General features: G+C 41.1%; 20 protein-coding genes. 5 read left to right on the plus strand and 15 right to left on the minus strand.

Annotation, left to right across the window (positions count from 1 at the left end; translation table 11 throughout):
- Positions 1-23: 23 nt before the first annotated feature.
- The gene (hisIE, locus tag AC19MX_RS15245; RefSeq protein WP_498299138.1) at positions 24-647 is read left to right on the plus strand and encodes a bifunctional phosphoribosyl-AMP cyclohydrolase/phosphoribosyl-ATP diphosphatase HisIE; all 624 of its coding nucleotides are present in this window, start codon (positions 24-26) and stop codon (positions 645-647) included.
- Between the two features lie 88 nt (positions 648-735).
- Here the strand turns inward: hisIE and AC19MX_RS15250 are convergent, their stop codons facing one another.
- From AC19MX_RS15250 to speA, 12 genes are all read right to left on the minus strand, one after another.
- Positions 736-1,605 (minus strand): mechanosensitive ion channel family protein, encoded by an 870-nt coding sequence (locus AC19MX_RS15250; RefSeq protein ID WP_432399609.1) that lies wholly within the window; start codon positions 1,603-1,605, stop codon positions 736-738.
- A 76-nt stretch (positions 1,606-1,681) separates the two neighbouring features.
- Positions 1,682-2,617: a lauroyl-Kdo(2)-lipid IV(A) myristoyltransferase gene (gene lpxM / locus AC19MX_RS15255; protein WP_432399610.1), complete on the minus strand. Its 936-nt coding sequence runs from the start codon at positions 2,615-2,617 to the stop codon at positions 1,682-1,684.
- Between the two features lie 162 nt (positions 2,618-2,779).
- A complete protein-coding gene (ihfA, locus tag AC19MX_RS15260; RefSeq protein WP_432399611.1) occupies positions 2,780-3,079 on the minus strand; it encodes an integration host factor subunit alpha in 300 nt (99 codons plus the stop codon).
- A gap of 3 nt (positions 3,080-3,082) precedes the next feature.
- Positions 3,083-5,470: a phenylalanine--tRNA ligase subunit beta gene (gene pheT, locus AC19MX_RS15265; RefSeq protein WP_498299139.1), complete on the minus strand. Its 2,388-nt coding sequence runs from the start codon at positions 5,468-5,470 to the stop codon at positions 3,083-3,085.
- A 14-nt stretch (positions 5,471-5,484) separates the two neighbouring features.
- Positions 5,485-6,468: a phenylalanine--tRNA ligase subunit alpha gene (pheS, locus tag AC19MX_RS15270; protein WP_432399614.1), complete on the minus strand. Its 984-nt coding sequence runs from the start codon at positions 6,466-6,468 to the stop codon at positions 5,485-5,487.
- 770 nt (positions 6,469-7,238) lie between these two features.
- Entirely contained in the window at positions 7,239-8,132 is an 894-nt protein-coding gene (locus AC19MX_RS15275; RefSeq protein WP_432399615.1) for a putative ATP-dependent zinc protease, read from the minus strand.
- 50 nt (positions 8,133-8,182) lie between these two features.
- Positions 8,183-8,533: a DUF3802 family protein gene (locus tag AC19MX_RS15280; protein WP_498299140.1), complete on the minus strand. Its 351-nt coding sequence runs from the start codon at positions 8,531-8,533 to the stop codon at positions 8,183-8,185.
- A gap of 81 nt (positions 8,534-8,614) precedes the next feature.
- Entirely contained in the window at positions 8,615-9,190 is a 576-nt protein-coding gene (locus AC19MX_RS15285; RefSeq protein ID WP_498299141.1) for a YceI family protein, read from the minus strand.
- A 79-nt stretch (positions 9,191-9,269) separates the two neighbouring features.
- Positions 9,270-9,725, minus strand: coding sequence for a YaiI/YqxD family protein (locus AC19MX_RS15290; protein ID WP_432399618.1), 456 nt, complete (start codon positions 9,723-9,725; stop codon positions 9,270-9,272).
- Positions 9,726-9,754: 29 nt separating this feature from the next.
- On the minus strand, positions 9,755-10,393 hold the full coding sequence (pdxH, locus tag AC19MX_RS15295; protein WP_432399619.1) for a pyridoxamine 5'-phosphate oxidase: 639 nt from the start codon (positions 10,391-10,393) through the stop codon (positions 9,755-9,757).
- 161 nt (positions 10,394-10,554) lie between these two features.
- Entirely contained in the window at positions 10,555-11,484 is a 930-nt protein-coding gene (locus tag AC19MX_RS15300) for an adenosylmethionine decarboxylase (protein ID WP_432399833.1), read from the minus strand.
- A gap of 106 nt (positions 11,485-11,590) precedes the next feature.
- On the minus strand, positions 11,591-13,501 hold the full coding sequence (gene speA, locus AC19MX_RS15305) for a biosynthetic arginine decarboxylase (RefSeq protein WP_432399620.1): 1,911 nt from the start codon (positions 13,499-13,501) through the stop codon (positions 11,591-11,593).
- A gap of 594 nt (positions 13,502-14,095) precedes the next feature.
- On the opposite strand from speA, the gene AC19MX_RS15310 reads away from it, so the two are divergent.
- The 4 genes from AC19MX_RS15310 (at position 14,096) to AC19MX_RS15325 (ending at position 17,625) form a co-directional block, all read left to right on the plus strand.
- Positions 14,096-14,929, plus strand: coding sequence for a CvfB family protein (locus AC19MX_RS15310; RefSeq protein WP_432399621.1), 834 nt, complete (start codon positions 14,096-14,098; stop codon positions 14,927-14,929).
- A 260-nt stretch (positions 14,930-15,189) separates the two neighbouring features.
- Positions 15,190-15,843, plus strand: coding sequence for a YceH family protein (locus AC19MX_RS15315; RefSeq protein WP_498299142.1), 654 nt, complete (start codon positions 15,190-15,192; stop codon positions 15,841-15,843).
- Between the two features lie 52 nt (positions 15,844-15,895).
- Entirely contained in the window at positions 15,896-16,729 is an 834-nt protein-coding gene (locus AC19MX_RS15320) for an ABC transporter permease (RefSeq protein ID WP_498299143.1), read from the plus strand.
- Entirely contained in the window at positions 16,726-17,625 is a 900-nt protein-coding gene (locus tag AC19MX_RS15325) for an ABC transporter ATP-binding protein (protein ID WP_498299144.1), read from the plus strand. Before AC19MX_RS15320 ends, AC19MX_RS15325 begins: the two co-directional genes overlap by 4 nt.
- Positions 17,626-18,365: 740 nt before the next feature.
- On the opposite strand, the gene AC19MX_RS15330 is transcribed toward AC19MX_RS15325, so the two are convergent.
- The 3 genes from AC19MX_RS15330 to AC19MX_RS15340 all read right to left on the minus strand — a co-directional run bounded on the left by AC19MX_RS15330 (position 18,366) and on the right by AC19MX_RS15340 (position 20,478).
- Entirely contained in the window at positions 18,366-18,572 is a 207-nt protein-coding gene (locus AC19MX_RS15330; protein WP_011637160.1) for a cold-shock protein, read from the minus strand.
- A gap of 242 nt (positions 18,573-18,814) precedes the next feature.
- Positions 18,815-19,648, minus strand: coding sequence for a 23S rRNA (guanine(745)-N(1))-methyltransferase (rlmA, locus tag AC19MX_RS15335; RefSeq protein ID WP_432399627.1), 834 nt, complete (start codon positions 19,646-19,648; stop codon positions 18,815-18,817).
- A gap of 23 nt (positions 19,649-19,671) precedes the next feature.
- Positions 19,672-20,478, minus strand: coding sequence for a hypothetical protein (locus tag AC19MX_RS15340; RefSeq protein ID WP_498299145.1), 807 nt, complete (start codon positions 20,476-20,478; stop codon positions 19,672-19,674).
- Positions 20,479-20,492: the final 14 nt, after the last annotated feature.

A 20,492-nucleotide genomic window follows, 5' to 3' on the forward strand; every position in this document is an offset into this window, starting at 1 on the left:
GTTGCCTAAAAAAGAGAATTTTAATGACTGATATCGTATTTGACAGCACGAACGTAGATTGGGATAAACAACAAGGGTTGATCCCAGCGGTGGTTCAACATCACCTAACAGGCAAAGTGCTGATGCTTGGGTACATGGACCAGGCGGCTTTAGAAAAAACTCTAGCCACTAAGCAGGTTACCTTTTTTAGCCGCTCTAAGCAGCGTTTATGGACCAAAGGTGAAACCTCAGGTAATACACTCGACCTTATCGCTATCGACAAAGACTGCGACAACGACAGCTTTTTAGTGCAAGTCATTCCCAACGGCCCAACCTGCCACACAGGCACAGAAAGCTGCTGGAAAGACGGCAACGCGCACCCTTTTATTGATAATCTGACCAATTTGATTATTTCACGTAAAGGCCAAAGTGCAGACTCAAGCTATACCGCGTCATTGTTTGAACGTGGTACGAAGCGCATTGCCCAAAAAGTCGGTGAAGAAGGCTTAGAAACCGCACTTGCTGCAGCCACTCACGACAAAGAAGAGCTGGTTAATGAAGCCTCTGATTTGATGTATCACTTAATCGTGTTACTTGAAGACCAAGGTTTATCAATGGCTGATATCAATAAAAATTTATTGGATCGCCACACCAAAGCCAGCAAATAGCATCCATTTAGCCATGCTTTAGTGCTGCTAAATAAACAACAAAAAAGACGCCGCGGCGTCTTTTTTATTATTTCAAAATGGTGAGCATTTAGTTTTTATGGCTTTGAGTAATGGTTAAATTGCCATCAACATGTAAATCACGTTGTGGGTAGGCTATGACCACTTGATGTTCATTAAACAACTCATACATTCTAAAGCGAATTTCACTGCGGCGACGGCGAATATCGGTTTCAGATACCGCACTCACCCAAAAGATTAAATCAAAAATAAGTGCGTTATCGCCAAAGTCTTCAAACAACACTAACGGTTTAGGTTGTGGCAAAATATCATCACGTTCACCAATCACCTGATAAATCAACTCGCGGACTTTAATCACATCAGAACCATAAGCCACCCCAACTCGAATAAAGGTACGGGCGTTTTTATCAATTAAGGTCCAGTTGGTCACGGTGTTTTCAAGTAACTGGCTATTTGGCACCAACATGTGTACGCCATCGTTACGACGAATTAACGTTGAGCGAGTATTAATACATTCAACCACACCACGCGCTTCGCCGACTTCTAAAAAGTCGCCAATACGAATTGGCCGCTCCCACATCAAAATCCAACCACTGATAAAGTTATTAATGATGTTTTGCGCACCAAAACCGACACCAATGGCAATCGCACCAGACACAAACGCAAATGCGGTTAATGGAATATTTAAAATCTCCATACTAGTAAACACCAGCACCGCAATACTGATAATAAAGTACATGCGAGTGAATAAATGGATCGCATCAGCTCCAACATTACGACGTTTTAAGGCTTTGACAATCAATCGACCGGCACGAGTAATAATAAACCAGGCTAAAAAGATGTATAACGGCACTTGCAAGAGCTGCAGCAAGGTAATCGGCCGGGTGTCATAAGTGAACACCACAAACGATAAGGCTGATAACAATTCATTAAAATCCATATAAACCTCTTATTGTTCTTATATTCAGTATTGTTGAGCTTGTTAGCGCATCTTTAACGCTATGGTAATACGTGTGTTAGTAAAACCGCTGCTCGCCTGGCGGGCGCGTTTTAAGCAGCTTTAAAAACCACATGTATTGTTCTGGGTAAGCTTTAATCACCTGCTCAACCGCTTTATTTAACGCCAACGCTTCGTTTTCTTTACCTGCCATATCTTGTGGATCTATCGCGGGCATTATCGTCATAACAAATTGCTTAGCTTGTTCATTATAGCCAATATTTACGGGCATCACTTGGGCGTTGCCCGCTTGGGCAAGACGACCCACTACGGGTAATGTCGCTTTTACTGTACCTAAAAACGGCGTAAATACGCTTTTATCTGGTCCTAAATCTTCATCGGGCAAATAAAAGAAGCTGTTATCTTTTTTAAGCTCGGCTAATAACGCGCGGATCCCCGCTTCACGCATGTACACGCGGCCATTTTGGCTAGTGCGCATACGATTACTAAACCAGTTAAACAAACCGTTGCGATGCGCTTTTGCCATCGTTACGATGGGAATTTCCATGTTGACACGTAGCCCTGCGTATTCCATTGGCCACACGTGAGGCATAATAAAAATAATAGGTTGACCAGCATCTCTGGCCGCTTTGACGTGCTCAAAGCCATTCATTTGGATACGACGCTTTAAATGAGCCGTAGATCTAAACAGTAATTCCGCTTGTGAAAGCAGTACCAACACAAACATCCGCACATTGCGCTTAACTAATTCTGCAACCTCTGCTTCCGACCATTCAGGAAAACAATGACTGATATTAATTCGGGCAATATTGATAGGCTTTTTGGCCACTTTCATCACTATGACCGCCAAAAACCTGGCAATAGGGTCACGCACACTGGCGGGTAAAATACCAAATAAAAACAATACCGCTATGGCTAGCCATGTCGCCCAATAACGGGGATGTAATAAGGCCATTTTAAAGCGGGTATCAAAATGTTTTGTTTCTCGAGACAAAAGAACACTCCAAATGAACGTGCACGAACAATACACACTTAAGCTTGATATCTAGGATTATACCAATCCTGTGGCAAACTCAAAAACAAAAGAGCCACTCAATAAAGAGTGGCTCTTAGTAATACAGATCCAGTAAACGGATTTGGCGTATTAACCAGTGATCTATTTCTTACCCGAATTTGCCGCTTCAACGCGTGCTTTTAACTTCTGTCCAGGACGGAAAGTTACAACACGACGAGCAGAAATGGGAATATCTTCACCAGTTTTCGGGTTCCTTCCCGGTCTTTGATTCTTGTCCCTAAGGTCAAAGTTGCCAAAGCCAGATAGCTTGACCTGCTCACCACTTTCGAGTGCTTCACGAATTTCTTCAAAAAAAGACTCTACCATCTCTTTAGCGACACGTTTGTTGATGCCTAATGTTTCAAAAAGATGTTCTGCCATTTCGGCTTTGGTAAGTGCCATACTTTAATCCCTCAACGATGCGTTGAACTCGGTCTTAAGAGCGGATAATACTGAATCCATAGTTTCGGTAATATCTTTTTCTTCAAGTGTACGAGTAGTGTCTTGTAATGTAAGTGCGATAGCGAGGCTCTTTTTGCCAGGCTCAACACCTTTACCTTGGTATACATCGAACAAGTTTAAGCCAACCAACTGATTTTCGCCAACTTTTCTTATCAAATTCATAACATCAGTTGCAGAAACTGCTTCGTCTACTACTAGCGCGATATCGCGACGGTTAGCAGGAAACTTAGATACAGCTTGGGCTAGCGGCAAACGGGCGTGCAATAATGCATCCAGTTCTAACTCAAAAACAATTGTTTTGCCATTGAGTCCAAACGGCTTTTCCAAACTTGGATGGATAGCGCCGATGTAACCAATGACTCGATTATTTCTTAATATTTCAGCACATTGACCTGGATGCAGCGCAGGATGTGTTGCCCCTTTAAAACTAAATTCAGAAGCGGCAACTGTCAAGCCGAGAATTGCTTCTAAATCACCTTTTAAATCAAAGAAGTCGACAGTTTTCGATTCCATTGACCAATGTTCTTCGTTTTGCACACCTGAAATAACCGCGCCCAGCATGGCTTGCTGGCGAACGCCAGAATCTGCTTGTGCATCAGGAACAAAGCGTAAACCCGTCTCAAATAATCGTACTCTATTTTGCTGACGGCTCTGGTTATAACCCACTGCAGTCAGTAAACCGGTAAACATTGATAAGCGCATGGCCGACATTTCAATAGAAATCGGGTTTGGCAATACCATGGCTTCTTCACCTGGATGCACGATATTTTGCATCTTAGGGTCAACAAAGCTGTACGTCACCGCTTCTTGGAAGCCTCGGGCAACAAAAACACTACGAACACGCTTAAGCGAAATATCCGCTTCTTTGTGATCAGGCATTGTTAACGCAGCTTGTGGCGCGGTGTTCGGAATGTTGTTGTAACCGTAAATACGCGCCACTTCTTCGATTAAATCTTCTTCAATCGCCATATCAAAGCGGTACGTCGCGGTAGTGACCTGCCATGAATCATTAGCCGCCTCAACGTTAAAGCCTAAACGCTCTAAAATTTCCACAACGTCAGAATCAGGAATGTGATGGCCTAAAGTTTTGTCTAACTTGTTACGACGTAATGTAATGGTTGCCGCTTTCGGTAAATGCTCAGCAGAAACCGCTTCAATCACTTGGCCAGCTTCGCCACCACAGATGTCCAATACAAGACGTGTAGCGCGATCCATTACCTTATGTTGAAGCTCTGGGTCTACACCACGTTCAAATCGGTGTGAGGCATCTGTGTGTAAGCCTAAGCGACGAGATTTACCCATAATGGCAAGTGGTGCAAAGAATGCACACTCTAACAAGATGTCTTGAGTGTTTTCATTCACACCTGTGCTTTCGCCACCAAAGACACCTGCAAGCGCAACAGCTTGTTTGTCATCGGCAATCACTAATGTGTCGTTGGGGATGGTAATTTCGTTACCATCGAGTAACGTTAGCTTTTCAACGCCATCCGCTAAACGTACGGTAATACCGCCATTTAAGGTGTTTAAGTCAAAAGCGTGCATGGGCTGACCAAATTCAATCAACACATAGTTAGTAATATCGACAATCGGGTCGATTGAACGAATACCGCTACGACGCAACTTTTCCTGCATCCACAGCGGTGTTGCCGCTTTCACATTGATATTTTTAACCACACGGCCTAAATAACGTGGACACAAGTCAGGCGAGACTACATTGATGCTATATGGCGCATCAATCGTTGCGCTCACAGCTTGCCAAGTAGGCTCTGTCACTGCTTGACGGTTTAAAACGCCCACTTCGCGCGCAAGACCAGCCATGCCTAAACAGTCAGCACGGTTGGCAGTTAAGTCAACATCAATAATGGCATCATCTAGTTGTAAAAACTCACGCACATTAACGCCTAATGGCGCATCTGCTGGCAGCTCAATAATACCATCGCTTTCGATATCGATACCAAGTTCACCGTATGAGCAAAGCATGCCCATTGATGGCTGGCCACGCAATTTGGCTTTTTTAATTTTAAAATCGCCAGGCAATACTGCGCCCACCATAGCAACCGCAACTTTTAAGCCTAAACGGCAGTTTGGTGCGCCACATACGATGTCGATAAGCTCATCGCCACCCACATTGATTTTAGTTACACGTAGTTTGTCAGCATCTGGATGCTGACCACATTCAACCACTTCACCAATAATCACGCCGCTAAAATCAGCCGCTACGGGATCAACGCCGTCAACTTCAAGACCTGCCATGGTAATTTGGTGTGATAATGCGTCACGACTTATCGATGGGTTAACCCATTCACGAAGCCAAGATTCACTGAATTTCATCTAATATTGCTCCGTTATTTGAATTGCTTAAGAAAACGTAAATCGTTTTCGAAGAAGGCACGTAAATCATTTACGCCGTAGCGCAACATGGTTAAACGCTCAACGCCCATACCAAAAGCAAAACCAGAGTATTTTTCAGGGTCAATGCCCACACTGCGAAGCACATTTGGGTGCACCATACCGCAGCCTAAAACCTCTAACCATTTACCGTTTTTGCCCATCACGTCTACTTCAGCTGAAGGTTCTGTGAATGGGAAGTAAGATGGACGGAAACGCACTTCTAAATCTTCTTCAAAGAAGTTACGTAAAAAATCGTGCAAAATGCCTTTTAGTTCAGCAAAGTTGACGTTTTCTGCAACCATCAACCCTTCAACCTGATGGAACATCGGTGTGTGTGTTTGGTCATAATCGTTACGATAAACACGGCCTGGAGAAATAATACGCAGCGGTGGTTTTTCGTGTTCCATGGTGCGAATTTGTACGCCAGAGGTTTGGGTACGCAACATCACTTTAGGATTAAAATAAAACGTATCGTGATCGGCACGAGCGGGATGATGTTCAGAAATATTTAGCGCATCAAAGTTATGAAAATCATCTTCGATTTCAGGACCTTGTTTAACAACAAAGCCTAACTCACCGAAAAAGGTTTCAATGCGTTCGATAGTACGAGTAACCGGATGTAAGCCACCGATTTCTAAGGTACGACCCGGTAAAGTGACATCGATTTTTTCAGCAATTAATTTTGCTTCTAATTCCGAGGCTTTCAATCCATCGATACGCTCAGTCAGCTTTTGCTGTACGGCTTGTTTAGCTTGGTTGACGGCTTGACCAAAGGCAGGCTTTTCTTCTGCGCTGATTGATCCCATCATTTTCATCATGTCTGTGATTTTACCTTTTTTACCAAGGTAATCGACACGGATATCATCCAATGTCTTTAGATCACTGGCCTTGTCAATGACCTCTAAGGCTTGTTCTACGATCTCGGTTAACTGCTGCATGTTATCATCCACTGCATTTGTGCATATCAATGCGATTGGGCGTCTGATTCGACTATCAAATAAATCAAATAAATCAATAGTGCCGACGCGATAGTTTAACTCTTGTTATTTGCCACAAAGAGCTAAAGCTAGGGTTAAAATTAAAGAGAGAAATTTTACGTTAGCGACCGTGATTTTACTAGTCATTATTGGATTTTTTAGTGGCAAATAGCTGTATTTAACTGCAATTTCTAATTGTGAGCTTATCTGTCATGTTAAACACGCCAGATTATCAATTGTGAAACCGTCTTTTCAACATTTCAATATCAGCGCCTTCGTACTGACAAGCTCAAATTAGCCAACAAAAAAGCGTTGTGAAGGGCTTTTTAAGTCTGTTCTCTATCAACGTCTAGGTTTCAATACAAAGACAGAAACTCGATGGCGTAATGGTCAGATTAATGGGATATAAATTAAGGGATTAAGTACCACTATGTTGTCATTGCCGCTATTGTAGCGAGAACTAATACAAGTCAAGTTGTGTCGTCGTGTCAAAAACATTCATTTTTACCCATCCGCATTAATAAGTGAACACTCAAAATGCGTCCAACGGTTTTTGATTAAGGCGTCGCGATGTAGTAATGGTTGTTCCCTTTCAAATAGCGAGAACGCAGAGCAAAAGCGGCTGTGGCATTAGATAAAGCATTGGGTGATAAAAAAAACCGCTCAGCATGAACGGTTTTTTTAATAACATTTGTTTTCGAATAACATTCGTATTTTGAACAACGTTAGTCTTAAATGGGTTTATGCGGCAGTGACATATCGACCACATAATGGCCTTGTAACCAATTTCGACCTATAAGCAGTTTATAACCCATTTGACTTCGGTCAGTTAAATTAACGTCAACCTGATACTCATTTGTTGGCTCGCCGATGCTTAACCTTACCGTATACCTAATTTCGGAACCTTGAGCATTGCGAATTAACGTCGCGCCTCTAATTCGTGTGGTAAAACTAACCGTTTCACCATTTTCGTTTTCAGTATCAAAACGGATCATCTTACCGATGTTGTTCTCCATCACATCCGCGTCTTCATTTTCAACCTTGATATTTACGGCATGCAAAGAGTTCTGGCCAGCGCCGGTATCAATACGAGTGGTATAAAGTAAACCGATTTGCTTAATATTAAGTTGGGCTACTGGACCAATTATTTTTTTAGACGCAACATCGACAACGTATTTTTGTTTTAAAAAATTACGACCTATCAATAACTTGTAGTTCATATGGCTGCGGTCGCGCAAATTAACGTAAAGTGGCTGTAAACTATCGGGAAAGCCCACTTCTAATTTAACGGTATATCGACTTTCCGTTCCTAAGGCATTTTTGACCGTCGACACTTTTACAATTTCAGCTTGAAGGCGTTGTTGATCGCCTAGCTCATTTTGGGTTGTAAACTCGACCAGTTTACCGACATTACCTTGCATTGTTTCAGCAGAGCCACCAATAATCTCTAAATCCACGGCATGCAAAGAAGTATTCACTGCCCCCGTGTCAATCCGTGCTTGATAAATCAAATCAGACTGTGAAACGGTCATCTCTTCAACTTGACGGATTATCGTTTTACTATTGGCAAAAACGGGTAATGATAAAAAACTCAACACGGTAACAATGGCTATTTTTCTAAACATGTCTATTCCACACATCCACAAATTTCTTTCACGCGGTAAATGCAATGCGCTTAACGCAATAAATGATCAATTTCTTGATCAAATAAATTTTTAATTAAACCAGAAAACTCAGTAATAAAAATACTTTGTTCTGCAGTCGCTTGATGATTAGCGACTTTAGCTAAAATCTCTTCTAAATCATAGACTATCGCATCAATTTCACGTATCACCATATTACGCTGCGCAAATGACAATTGCGGGTTTTGACCGCAAACCATAATAATCTGCGCAGAGAACTGTTCTTCAAACAGCTCCATCACGGTCTCCGTTGCGGCTGCATTGTTTTCAGGCCCTTCAAACAAGCCTAAGTGTTCAGTTAAATACTGAATCAAATGCATATATCCGTCTTTATCGGTAACCATGTTGTTTCACCTTTATATACTGCTAAAAAATGAATATGACTTAAATCAATACGATAAAAGCCATGATCAAATATGTAAGTGCTATTGCGCTAAGGTTAGCACAAATGACACTGGCACCGCTAAGCTGATACTGGGTAAACCTGCGATTTCTCTCAGTTTTTCGACACCTGTAACAAAATTAAATTCATCCGCTTGAACAATCATTGGCGCAAAACTACTGACTACCATTTTATTGTCTGACAATTTCGCCACTAGCACATCAATACTTTTCTTTTGTTTTTTACCATGCATTTCAACCATGGCATCAATTTGTGTTGTTAATGTATCACCCACTTTCATGCCCATCAGTAATTTAGGGTTAATGACAGCGTTGACTTTTAGCTGAGGAAATTGTGCCACCTCAAATAAAATAGTTTGCATGCGTTCATCACGAATTTGAATGCCTGTATCGACCGAGTTCAAATCAATGGTTAGTGCAAAAGCGCCCGCATCGGTGAGTGAACCAGCAACATGCTTAAAGTGATGAACTTCAGCAATATCGTTTTTCTTAACCGATATAAAACTGACGCGTGAATGATCTTGATTAACTTGCCAATCGCCAGCCATGGCTTGAAAACTTAATAACCCAGCAGCGAACAAAGGTAATGCGATTTTCATTATGTCGTCCTTTTTGTTAACAATAACGCGTTATGTCACTATAAAAATAAGTATAGATGACGGTTTAATCAATTAGCCATTATTTTACTTTGGCCAACCATTTGTCTAATGCCTGTGCAAAAGCGTGCTTATCAGCTTGAGAGAAACTGTTTGGCCCGCCAGTGTGTATTCCACTGCTGCGCATTTCTTCCATAAAATCACGCATGGTTAAGGTTTGCTTGATGTTCTCAGTGGTGTAAACCGTACCACGAGGGTTTAACACCAACGCCCCTTTATCTATCGCATCGGCAGCCAGCGGTATGTCGGCGGTAATAACCAAATCACCCTTGTTAACTTGCTCAACAATATAATTATCGGCTTCATCAAACCCAGAGCTCACTCTAATCATACTGATGAGGGGTGAAATAGGCACTTTAATCAATTGATTTGCCACCAACACCAACTGAATAGATTTACGCTCTGAAGCTCTAAATAACATGTCTTTTACGGGATTTGGACACGCATCAGCATCGACCCAAATTTTATTGCTTATCACGCGATAATGCTCCTATTTATTAACACAGATTAAGGTGCCAAACGATCTATTTGCCAATCGCTGTCAGCCTTAGTGTATATAAATCGGTCGTGTAGGCGATGTTCGCCACCTTGCCAAAATTCAATACTGCTAGGACGCACTAAATATCCCCCCCAAAATTTAGGTAATGGCACTTCACCTTGAGCATATTTGGCTTTCATTTCAGCAAATTTACCCTCTAAAGCCTGCCTAGCAGATATTTTGCTCGACTGTTTTGAAACCCATGCGGCAATCTGGCTGTCTTTTGGTCGACTCATAAAATACTTCGCCACATCTAACATAGACAAAGGCTCTGCCTCGCCGATAACGGCCACCTGACGCTCTAATGGATGCCAGGGAAACAACAAACTGATTTTACTATTAACACCAATTTGTTTGGCTTTACGGCTTTCAAGGTTAGTGAAAAAAACAAAGCCGTTATCATCAAAGCGTTTTAATAACACAATCCGCTGAAAAGGTTGGCCGGTTTCATCGACAGTGGCAACACACATTGCGGTGGGATCGGTTAATTGCGCATCTTTGGCTTGCTGCATCCACTTTTCGAATAAATCCATTGGATTAACAGGTAGGTCACCACGTCTTAAGCCACCTTGGGTGTACTCTCGGCGAATATCACTTAAATCACTCATTGTGTTTCCTTGTTTATGCTAGCTAAATCTATTTTACGCTGAGCAGGCACAAAAAAGCCAACCTCTATACGTTGGCGATGTTATTTAAACGGCTTTTTAATTATGCCAATCTTTTTGCTTCAAAAAACCACATTTCAAGACCTAACGCAACACAAGCTAATTTACATCAATTCGGGATTGAGCACTTCTGTGTCAACCTGTTGAAAATGACTAAAATGCACATGATAATTTTCAACAATGGGGTATGAGCAATAGGCTAGACAAACATTGTGAGAACCAGCCCCCGCCTTAATAGGTGTATTAAATCCGATAGTGTCCCAACTAATAGGCTGTAATAAAGCCAGTAATTGCACAGCGATGGGGTTATCGGCTGCATTAACATCCACATTGGTTTCGACACTGACATAAGAGCTTTGCTCTTGCGGAGTAATGTGAATCGTAAAATATCGGTCGCCTTTGATACCATTAACAGAAAAGCCGAGAGGAGAAAATAGGTGACAGTCATAGTCAAAACCAGCAAACAATGTGTCGAGTTGTAATAACTGACAAATTTTTTGTTCAGATTGATTCTCGCTAATTAAATACTGCGCGAGCGGCCCACTAATGTGGTACATCAACAGTTCGCTTGTGGTGTCATTTGAGGCTAACTCAGCCGCTTTTTCGCTAGTAAAAATGAAATGGTGATGGCTGTCTAAATGGCCTATTCGACAAGCTTTGCCAGGTATTTTCTGGCGCAATTGGCTAATGTCATCGGCAAACGTAGAGGCTTGCAAATGCGCAAGGTATTCATTTTTACGTTGATAACTTACAAACGCTACATTTGCGATACCAATGTGATCAATAACAGCGATTAAACTGTCTATCAAGGTTGAGAGGCCACAAGTGATGATAACTAGACGCTTGTCCCATACAAATAAACTCGATTCACTCAGTAAATAAGCATCACATTGATCATTGCTGATAACAGAAATAATGTCTGCTTTCGCTAGCGCAACGATGTCGGTCCAAAATGCTCGTCCAAACGATCGCAACGACCCTAGAGTAGGTTCGACAATCAGTTCAACTTTTTTTTCTGAACCTTCAAAAAACATCAATACTTGAAACTCTCTTAAAAAATAACTTAAACGCAGAATAATAAATAAAGCCTTAGCTATTATTCATAACTAAGGCTCTTTAAACAATCACTAACAGTAAAGATTAGAAATCTTCTAGGTAAGTATAACCGTCAAGACCTGCTTGTAACTCTTCTAAAATGCTTTCTCTTTCGTCTTCAACAATATGTTGAGTCACTAGCTCTTCAAAAGTGCGCATAAACTCTTCTGCGTCTAAGTTAACATAACGCAATACGTCTGCAACAGTATCACCTTGCAATACTGACTCTATATTTGCAGCGCCATGTTCATCAAGACGTACAACAGCAGAGTTAGTATCACCAAATAGGTTATGCATATCTCCCAAGATTTCCTGGTATGCACCCACCATGAAGAAGCCAATTAGATAAGGACTTTCTTCGCTCCACGCTGGCACAGGCAATGTGGTTTCAATACCTTGACCGTCAACGTATTGGTCAACAATACCGTCTGAGTCACAAGTAATGTCCAACATCACGGCACGGCGCTCAGGCGCTTTATCTAAACCTGACAATGGCAATACAGGGAATACCTGGTCAATACCCCATGCATCAGGTAATGATTGGAATAAAGAGAAGTTAACAAAGAATTTGTCGGCTAACTTTTCATTTAATTCATCGATAACCGGACGGTGATAACGATTATTATTGCTTAATAAGCCTTTGACTTCATGGCATACGCGTAAGTGAGCTTGTTCAGCCCAAGCACGATGCGCTAAGCTAAATTGACCTACTGAAAACAACGAATGCGCTTCAGCAATGTCACTTTGAGTATCATGGTAGATCTCAATAATGGCACGTTGATCGTTGCCACCGCTAATGTCTTCCCACGACTGCCACATGTTATGTAACAACTGCGGATCATCTTCAGCTGGTGCTTCAATCACTTCAGGCATGTACGCTTCAGTACCAATCACATCGGTAATCAATACCGCGTGATGAGCCGTTAAGTGACGGCCAGATTCAGAAATAATACGCGGCATTGGCTGATCGTATTCATTACATAAATCAGTTAACACATTAACGATGTTGTTAGCGTATTCACTTAAACCATAGTTCATTGAGTTGTTGCTTTGGCTACGCGTACCATCGTAGTCAACTGCTAAACCACCGCCCACATCGAAACATTTAATGTCGGCACCTAGTTGGCGCAGTTCACAATAAAAACGCCCCGCTTCACCCACTCCCTGACGGATATCACGGATATTGGCAATTTGCGACCCTAAGTGGAAGTGCAATAACTGCAGAGAATCAAGCATGTTAGCATTTTTTAATTCGGCAACGACTTTCAATACTTGCGCAGCAGACAAACCAAATTTAGATTTTTCGCCGCCACTTGCTTGCCACTTACCTTTACCTTGGAACGCTAAACGTACACGAAGGCCTAAACGTGGGGTCACGCCTAAAGTTTCAGCTTCGGCCAATACCATTTTAAGTTCTGACATCTTTTCAAGCACGATGTAGACTTTGTGGCCTAACTTTTCACCGATTAACGCTAAACGAATGTATTCTTTGTCTTTGTAGCCATTACACACAATTACAGAGCTTGCTTTTTGCGCCATAGCCAATACGGCCATTAGCTCAGGCTTACTGCCCGCTTCAAGGCCTAACTGTGGTACTTCTTTCGATTTTTGGCTAGCCAGAATTTCTTCAACAACCGTTTGTTGTTGGTTCACTTTAATCGGGTAAACTAACAAATAATCATTTTGATAGTCGTACTTAGTAATAGCATCATTAAATGCTTCACATAAGCTTTCAACTCTGTGGTGCAAAATCTGTGGGAAACGTACAAGTACCGGTAACGAAACGCCCGCTTTTACCATATCTTTGGCTAATTCATTTAAGCCAACTTTATGATTAGGATTTTGTGGATCAGGTGACACAGTCACTTCGCCATCTTCACGAATACCGTAAAAGCCTTGGCTCCAGTGAGTCACGTTATAACCCGCACGAGCATCTTCGATAGACCAATCAGACATAATTATTTTCCGTATTTGTATCAAAGTAAGCAGCAAACATCGTGCTGCTTGTTAAAATCCGACAACGACTTAGCGATGTCTCTGGTAAAGCGGTTGTATTTTACGGCTGGGCTTATTGGCCAGCCGTGACAACACACTTTATGTTGCAATCCACAGTTTACGTATAAAATGAGATTATCCTTTATGGTCAATTTCATTCTTCATCTTCACTGCGCTTAAGCTATTTGTAAGTACATATTAGTCTTACATCAGCATGGCTTGCAAATGTTGAAGGCGAACCTCAGTGTGTATACATCGCCAATGTTGTACTGAAGTAATCGACAAAAAGATCACTTTCATACACAGAAATAGCACTGACACTCGCCTTGATAAAATCGGCGCAATTAAAACCTGCAATGCAGTGTAATGCAAGTAAATTACCCATTAATCCTTATAAAAAGTTGCATTTATTGGGATTGAAAGAGTTCAATAATCTTGCCAACTAAAAAAACGTTTAACAGCAAGCTAATTGACACAACTAAGTGCTGATTTACGTGTATAATTAATCGATTTTGATTAAATCACCTTTTCATCTTTTATTAAGTAGAGTCATTCATGATACAAATCGGTAAACGTTATTCATTAGAAGTCGTAAAGCAAGTGAACTTTGGGGTTTACTTAAATGCTCAAGAGCTAGGACAGGTCTTGCTTCCTAATAAATTTGTCCCTACCGGTTGTAATGTCGGTGATATGGTAGATGTGTTTCTTTACCTAGACTCTGAAGACATTGTGATTGCTACCACCCAAAAATCATTAGCTCAGGTGGGTGAATATGCTTATCTAAAAGTCGTCGCCACGGGTCCATTCGGCGCATTTTTAGATTGGGGCTTAGACAAAGATTTATTACTGCCTTTTGGTGAGCAACATAAACCGGCCGAAGAAGGCCACTCATACTTAGTTTATGTCCATGCTAACCATGCCGACGAACGTATTATGGCGTCGTCAAAACTGGATAAGTTTGTCGATAAAACTGAAGCGCATTACACCGAAGGTGAACAGGTTAACTTAATCATTGGTGGCACTACAGAGCTAGGTTACAAAGCCATTATTAATAACCTGCATTGGGGCGTCATTTACACTAACGAAGTATTCCAAAAACTACGTTTTGGTCAAAAAGTCACTGGCTACATTAAATCAATGCGCAGCGATGGTAAAATTGATTTAGTGCTACAAAAAAGTGGTAAAGAAGACTTAGACAAAAATGCCCGTCTGATCATCAACAAATTGCGAAGTGCTAATGGTTTCTTACCGTTACACGACAAAACAGATGCTGAAATCATTTATGATCAACTTGGTATGAGTAAAAAAGCCTTTAAGAAATCGATTGGAGGCTTGTTTAAAGCCGGTGAAATCAGCATTGAAACTGATGGTATTCGTCTTACCATGTAACATTGATTGCTTTATAGCCTTTGAATCATGAGTGAGCAACAGATGTTAATCACTCATGATTTAAATGGTTCCTACATCTCGATTGACTACCATCTCAGATACACCGGTTTTTAACTACGCCTTTTTCTCATGACCTTACTTAACAACCTCACCAGCTTGAATGGTATAAGTCAGTAATCTGATGGGTTCTGATTGGTATAAAACTCTTACTCTGATATAAACACTAACAGTGCAAAGATTATTTATAATAAGGATAGTGTATGGAATTAACGCCCTTAGAAGCTCGGGTTATTGGATGTTTACTCGAGAAAGAACTCACCACGCCAGACCAATACCCCTTATCTCTTAATTCATTAACGCTCGCCTGTAACCAGAAAAGCAGCCGTGAACCAGTATTTTCATTAAGCGAATCCGATGTACAAGACATTATTGAAGATCTCAATAAAAAGCGCTTAATCAGCGAACAGTCTGGATTTGGCAGCCGTGTAGTTAAATACAAACATCGATTTTGCAACACCGAATTTAGTGAGTTACAGCTTAATAGTGCAGAAGTGGCACTGATTTGTGTGCTGTTATTACGTGGGCCACAAACACCTGGTGAACTTAAAACACGTACGGCTCGATTACATGAATTTACTGATGTAAGCCAAGTAGAAACGGCTTTAATTGGATTAAGCCAACGTGAAACGTCATTAGTTGTGCAGCTCGCACGCGAACCTAATAAGCGAGATTGTCGCTTTATGGAATGCTTTAGCGGCAATATAGACGATCACCAAGTCAACAGTAACGACAATCTGCACGTCTCTGCGCAAACGCACCAAAGTATTGCTCAAGACAGCCGTATTGATGAACTGAGCCAACGAGTCGCCGTGCTTGAAGAAAAAATAGCTCAACTTGAAAGCTTATTAAACTAATTCAATAAACCTGATTTTTACGCGAAAATACCGCTTAAGCAAGGAAACGTTTATGCCCGTTACGACTCCCCCATCGGGGATATCTCACATTTGGTTATTAGCTAAATATGAACTCACCAAACGCTTTACTAATAAAAGCGGTATGGTCGCTTTGATTGCATTTATGCTCATTTGGGGAATTCTATTACTTTACCCCATAAAAAGTGCATCTGAATTTATTATGCAACCCAATTTCAAAGAGTTCACGGAAGCATTATTTGGCCCCGGTAGTTTGCAACACTTATTTGAATGGCCTGTCCCTGAGTTAGCCGTATTTTGGCTTGCAGCACTGTATTTATTCCCTATGTTCAGTATTTTTATTGCTGCAGACCAATTTAGCTCTGACAAACAACGTGGCAGCTTACGGTTTTTAACCTTAAGAGTGAGCCGTAGCAGTTTGTTTTTCGGGCGTTTTATCGGGCAAATGCTCATTCAATTCGCACTCATTATATTAACGCTACTAGCCACTATTGTGATGGTGATTAGCCGTGATATCAGTTTGTTACTGCCCTCATTAACTACCAGCTTATTAGTGATGATAAACCTGGTTATTGTGTTACTTCCTTATACTGCAGCAATGGCGGTGTTATCTCTACAGGCAAACTCAGCAAGGCAAGCCAGTATATTTGCGGTGATATTATGGGCAATAGTATCCATCATCATTGCGATTATTAATTTTCAGTTTCCACAATTGAATGGTTTAAGCATGATATTACCTGGCTCGCAGATCTCCAGTATGATTAACACTCAGGGGTTAGGCTCGTTGGCATTTGCCCCGATCCCACTAGTGCAAACCGTAGTCATTTTAGGATTGGGCAATGTATTAATGAAACGGAGTGCCCTATGATCCTTATTCAATGTGATAACTTATCAAAGCAATACCCGAATAAATTAGCACTCGACAATGTGAGCTTAATCCTTCAACCGGGGGCGCCAATAGCATTAGTCGGGCCAAATGGTGCAGGGAAGACCACATTATTTAGCTTGTTATGCGGTTACATTCAACCGACTCATGGCAGCATTCGCATTCTTGGACATGCCCCCGGCAGCAAAGCATTACAAGGTGTGTTATCCGCTCTACCGCAAGATGCGGCATTGGATCCTAACTTTACGATTGCTTCACAATTGCAATTTTTTGCTCAGTTGCAAGGCTTTAACAAAACAGATGCGAAGCAAGAAGTCATACGAGTATTGGAGCTGGTTGAACTTAGCGACTCTGCACAGGCGAAACCAAAAAGTTTGAGCCACGGTATGAGTAAACGAGTGTCAATTGCGCAAGCACTTATCGGCGCGCCTGAAATAGTGTTACTTGACGAACCGACTGCAGGACTGGATCCTGCAAATGCTAAAAAGATCCGCCAAATCGTTAAAAACTTAGCCGGTGAAACAACATTTATCATCAGTTCTCATAACCTTGATGAACTTGAAAAACTTTGCGACCATGTTGTCTACCTTGAAAAAGGCCAATTACAACAATCTGTTTCAATTAAAGCCAGTCAGGCAACTGACTTTATTACGCTCACCATGCAAGCTTGCGATATGGACAGTCTGCATCAACAGTTACTCAGTTTAATCAATGTCATTGAAGTAAAACGTAGCGGTGATGAACAGTATGTTATTGAATACCAAAAACAAAGCAACTTTGAACTTGAACTGCAATTATTGAATTTATTCGCCCAGAAGCAATGGCAATACAAAGCCATACTCAAAGGCAGAACATTAGAAGAAACGCTGTTTTCTTAAGCCATTGCTGCTTATCAATATGCTAATCACAGGCCCGGTAAAACGGGCCTTTTTATCTACAATATGTAGTTAAAACGAAGCCCCCTACTCCCAATCACTGCTATTAACTGCCTATTTGTTATCAGAATTGAGTCACGGGCATACGTAACCTCATACTATTTAACCTGAATGAGGTATAAGAAATGAACTTATACTATTTAAAATCAGTATCTTAATTAACCTCACTTGTAAGCTTGTCATTTATGATGTTAATAAGGACAATTGTCGCGTCAATAGCCAGCCTATTGTAAGTTGATTCAACGCAGTAAGCAGGGCAAAGGGCTATTTGAAAAGCATTTATTCTCCAGTTCTCAAGTTATTTAATGTTCATTCACTATCGATACTCAAGCGTGATCAGTCTAAGAAGTTGAACTTTCAGCATGCTTGAGGACTCGATCAAGCCTATGAGTGACCTAATTACGATTCATTTGTGAGTTGCTTTCAATACAGAGGTACAGCCCCAAATATGCTTAAAGGTATTAATCGCTTTTTTAACACAACCTGATATGCGTACTTCGAAATAATGAGTGATAAACGGACGATGAGTTGTGAAATGGACGATAAGCAATGAAATGGACGATAGCGATATAGGGTAAAAAGATTACTTTAATAATCTAACAATCATGAATAAAAAAGCAAAAAAAAACTGCAGCATAAATGCTACAGCTTTATTTATTTAATTTTTAGCCGAAGCTAAAAGATTAAACGATTGAAACGTTCTCAGCTTGAGGACCTTTCTGACCTTGGGTCACAGTGAAAGATACTTTCTGACCTTCGTCAAGAGTTTTGAAACCGTCTGAGTTGATAGCACGGAAGTGAACAAATACGTCTGGACCAGACTCTTGCTCAATAAATCCGAAACCTTTGTCAGAGTTGAACCACTTAACAACACCAGTAACTTGAGACATGATATAAATCCTGTAAATATATAAAATAAAGCCTTAACGGCGGTAAAGCTGGAAAATGCCGGTATTACTTATGTTTACAGGACGAATCTGATCGTATTGTTAAATATAAGCCCAACCTTCAAGCTGAGTAAACTATAAACCATTTTCAGAATAAGTCAACAAAGATCAAGCGCCAGGCTAAATATATTTAATGAGTAAACAAATCGGTTTATCTTTGAGCATCAATTAGTTATTTGTCTGATTTAATCAACAGTCGATTGTTCGCGTTGATGAATTTCGATTTTAAAATCTATCTCACATTCGAGCCCTTGCTCTATTATTTGTCGTTTTTGCATATCACTTAACTTCCATGCGTACGGTGTCATATTGAGGAAGTGTTGAATATCATCCACTTGTGTTAGCGCAAGCGAGTAAGTTAGTGATTCGTGCGACAGATAATTAAACCCTTCGAGCAACAACGATTCTTGTGGATGCAATCTTGGTTGGCTGTATATCTTTTGTTTCAACGCAAAATGATGCATCGGCCCTGGCGAGACAGTAATTAATGTACTGCCAGGTTTCATCACTCTTTGTAACTCCTCGACTTTAGACGGGGCATAAATGCGTATAGCCAGATCAACGCTGTCATCAGCAAATGGCATTTCAAACACGCTGGCCACACAAAAATGTAAATCTGAATACCGCTTTGCCGCAGAACGAATCGCCGATTTAGAGATATCGAGGCCATAAAGCTTACAATGATTTATAGATGCTTGTTGCATGGCTGCAAATAAGCGATGGCTGTAATACCCTTCGCCACACCCTATATCGAGCAGCGTTTCAGCATTGGGATGATATTGAGCAGCTAATTGATTCACTTTATCGCTCAACGGCTGATAAAAGCCTTTATCAAGAAACTCTCGTCTGGCGATCATCATTTCTTTGTTATCACCAGGGTCTTTGGTTTTTTTCTTTTGCACTGGCAATAAATTTACATAACCTTCTTTAGCGCAATCAAATTGATGACGCTGGGAACATGCCCAACTTTTATCGCCTAGGATTAACGGCGCAGAACAAATAGGACAAATATACGGCATGAGTAGGCTCTGAATGGTAAAAATTACATTTCGTCGTCAGACAGTTTATTGACCATATCTGACACGTCTTTAGGGGCTAACAGCTCAAAGCAGTCTAACTTTCGCTGTAATTGTTCAATATTACACAGTTGCTCATTCGACGAACGCCCTAGGTTAGGCCGCTCTAAAGATTGATGGTACGTTCTGAGCAACCACTGGTGTTTATTTTGCAATAAATGATCAAGCTTTAACAGCTCAGTTGACACACCCGGATGAATTTTACCCGACTCACCTTTAAGGTATTCTCGTAAATCGCGTCTGACTTGTTCAAGCTCACTGATATGTACCGCCAGCATTGAGGACGGTTCATCGTAATCAAATTTACGCCCTAAAATCGCTTTGGCCATCACTAACGCATGAGGCTCACTTAAAATCCGTAAATCTTGCTCAAGGGAGATTAATTCAAAGCGAGCAAGGGTTTCTAAACTAAAATAGACATGCTCATCAGCTTGAATATCAACGGTAATACCTTTTCTGAGTTGGTCAATACACACTCTGGGAGCTATCCCCATCGTTGGGTATAAACGAGTACCTTGCCCAATCGATCGTACTTGATCATATTTGTCAGCAACTTGCTGTGTATCTTGATAAATCAGTTCAATAAAAGGTTGATGACGCACAATTAACGTTGCTTGCGTTGCGTTGACTTGGCTGACCACAAATTCAACGATAGGATTTGTCATCGACGATAGTACCAACAAATCACTCACCGACTCTAACAAGCGAAGCGTCAACAACGTGGGCTGTTTAATTTCACTGACAATGGGTTGAGTAAAAATATGTTGATGCATTCAATATCCTTTAA

The sequence above is a fragment of the Shewanella sp. MF05956 genome (genome assembly GCF_059758055.1).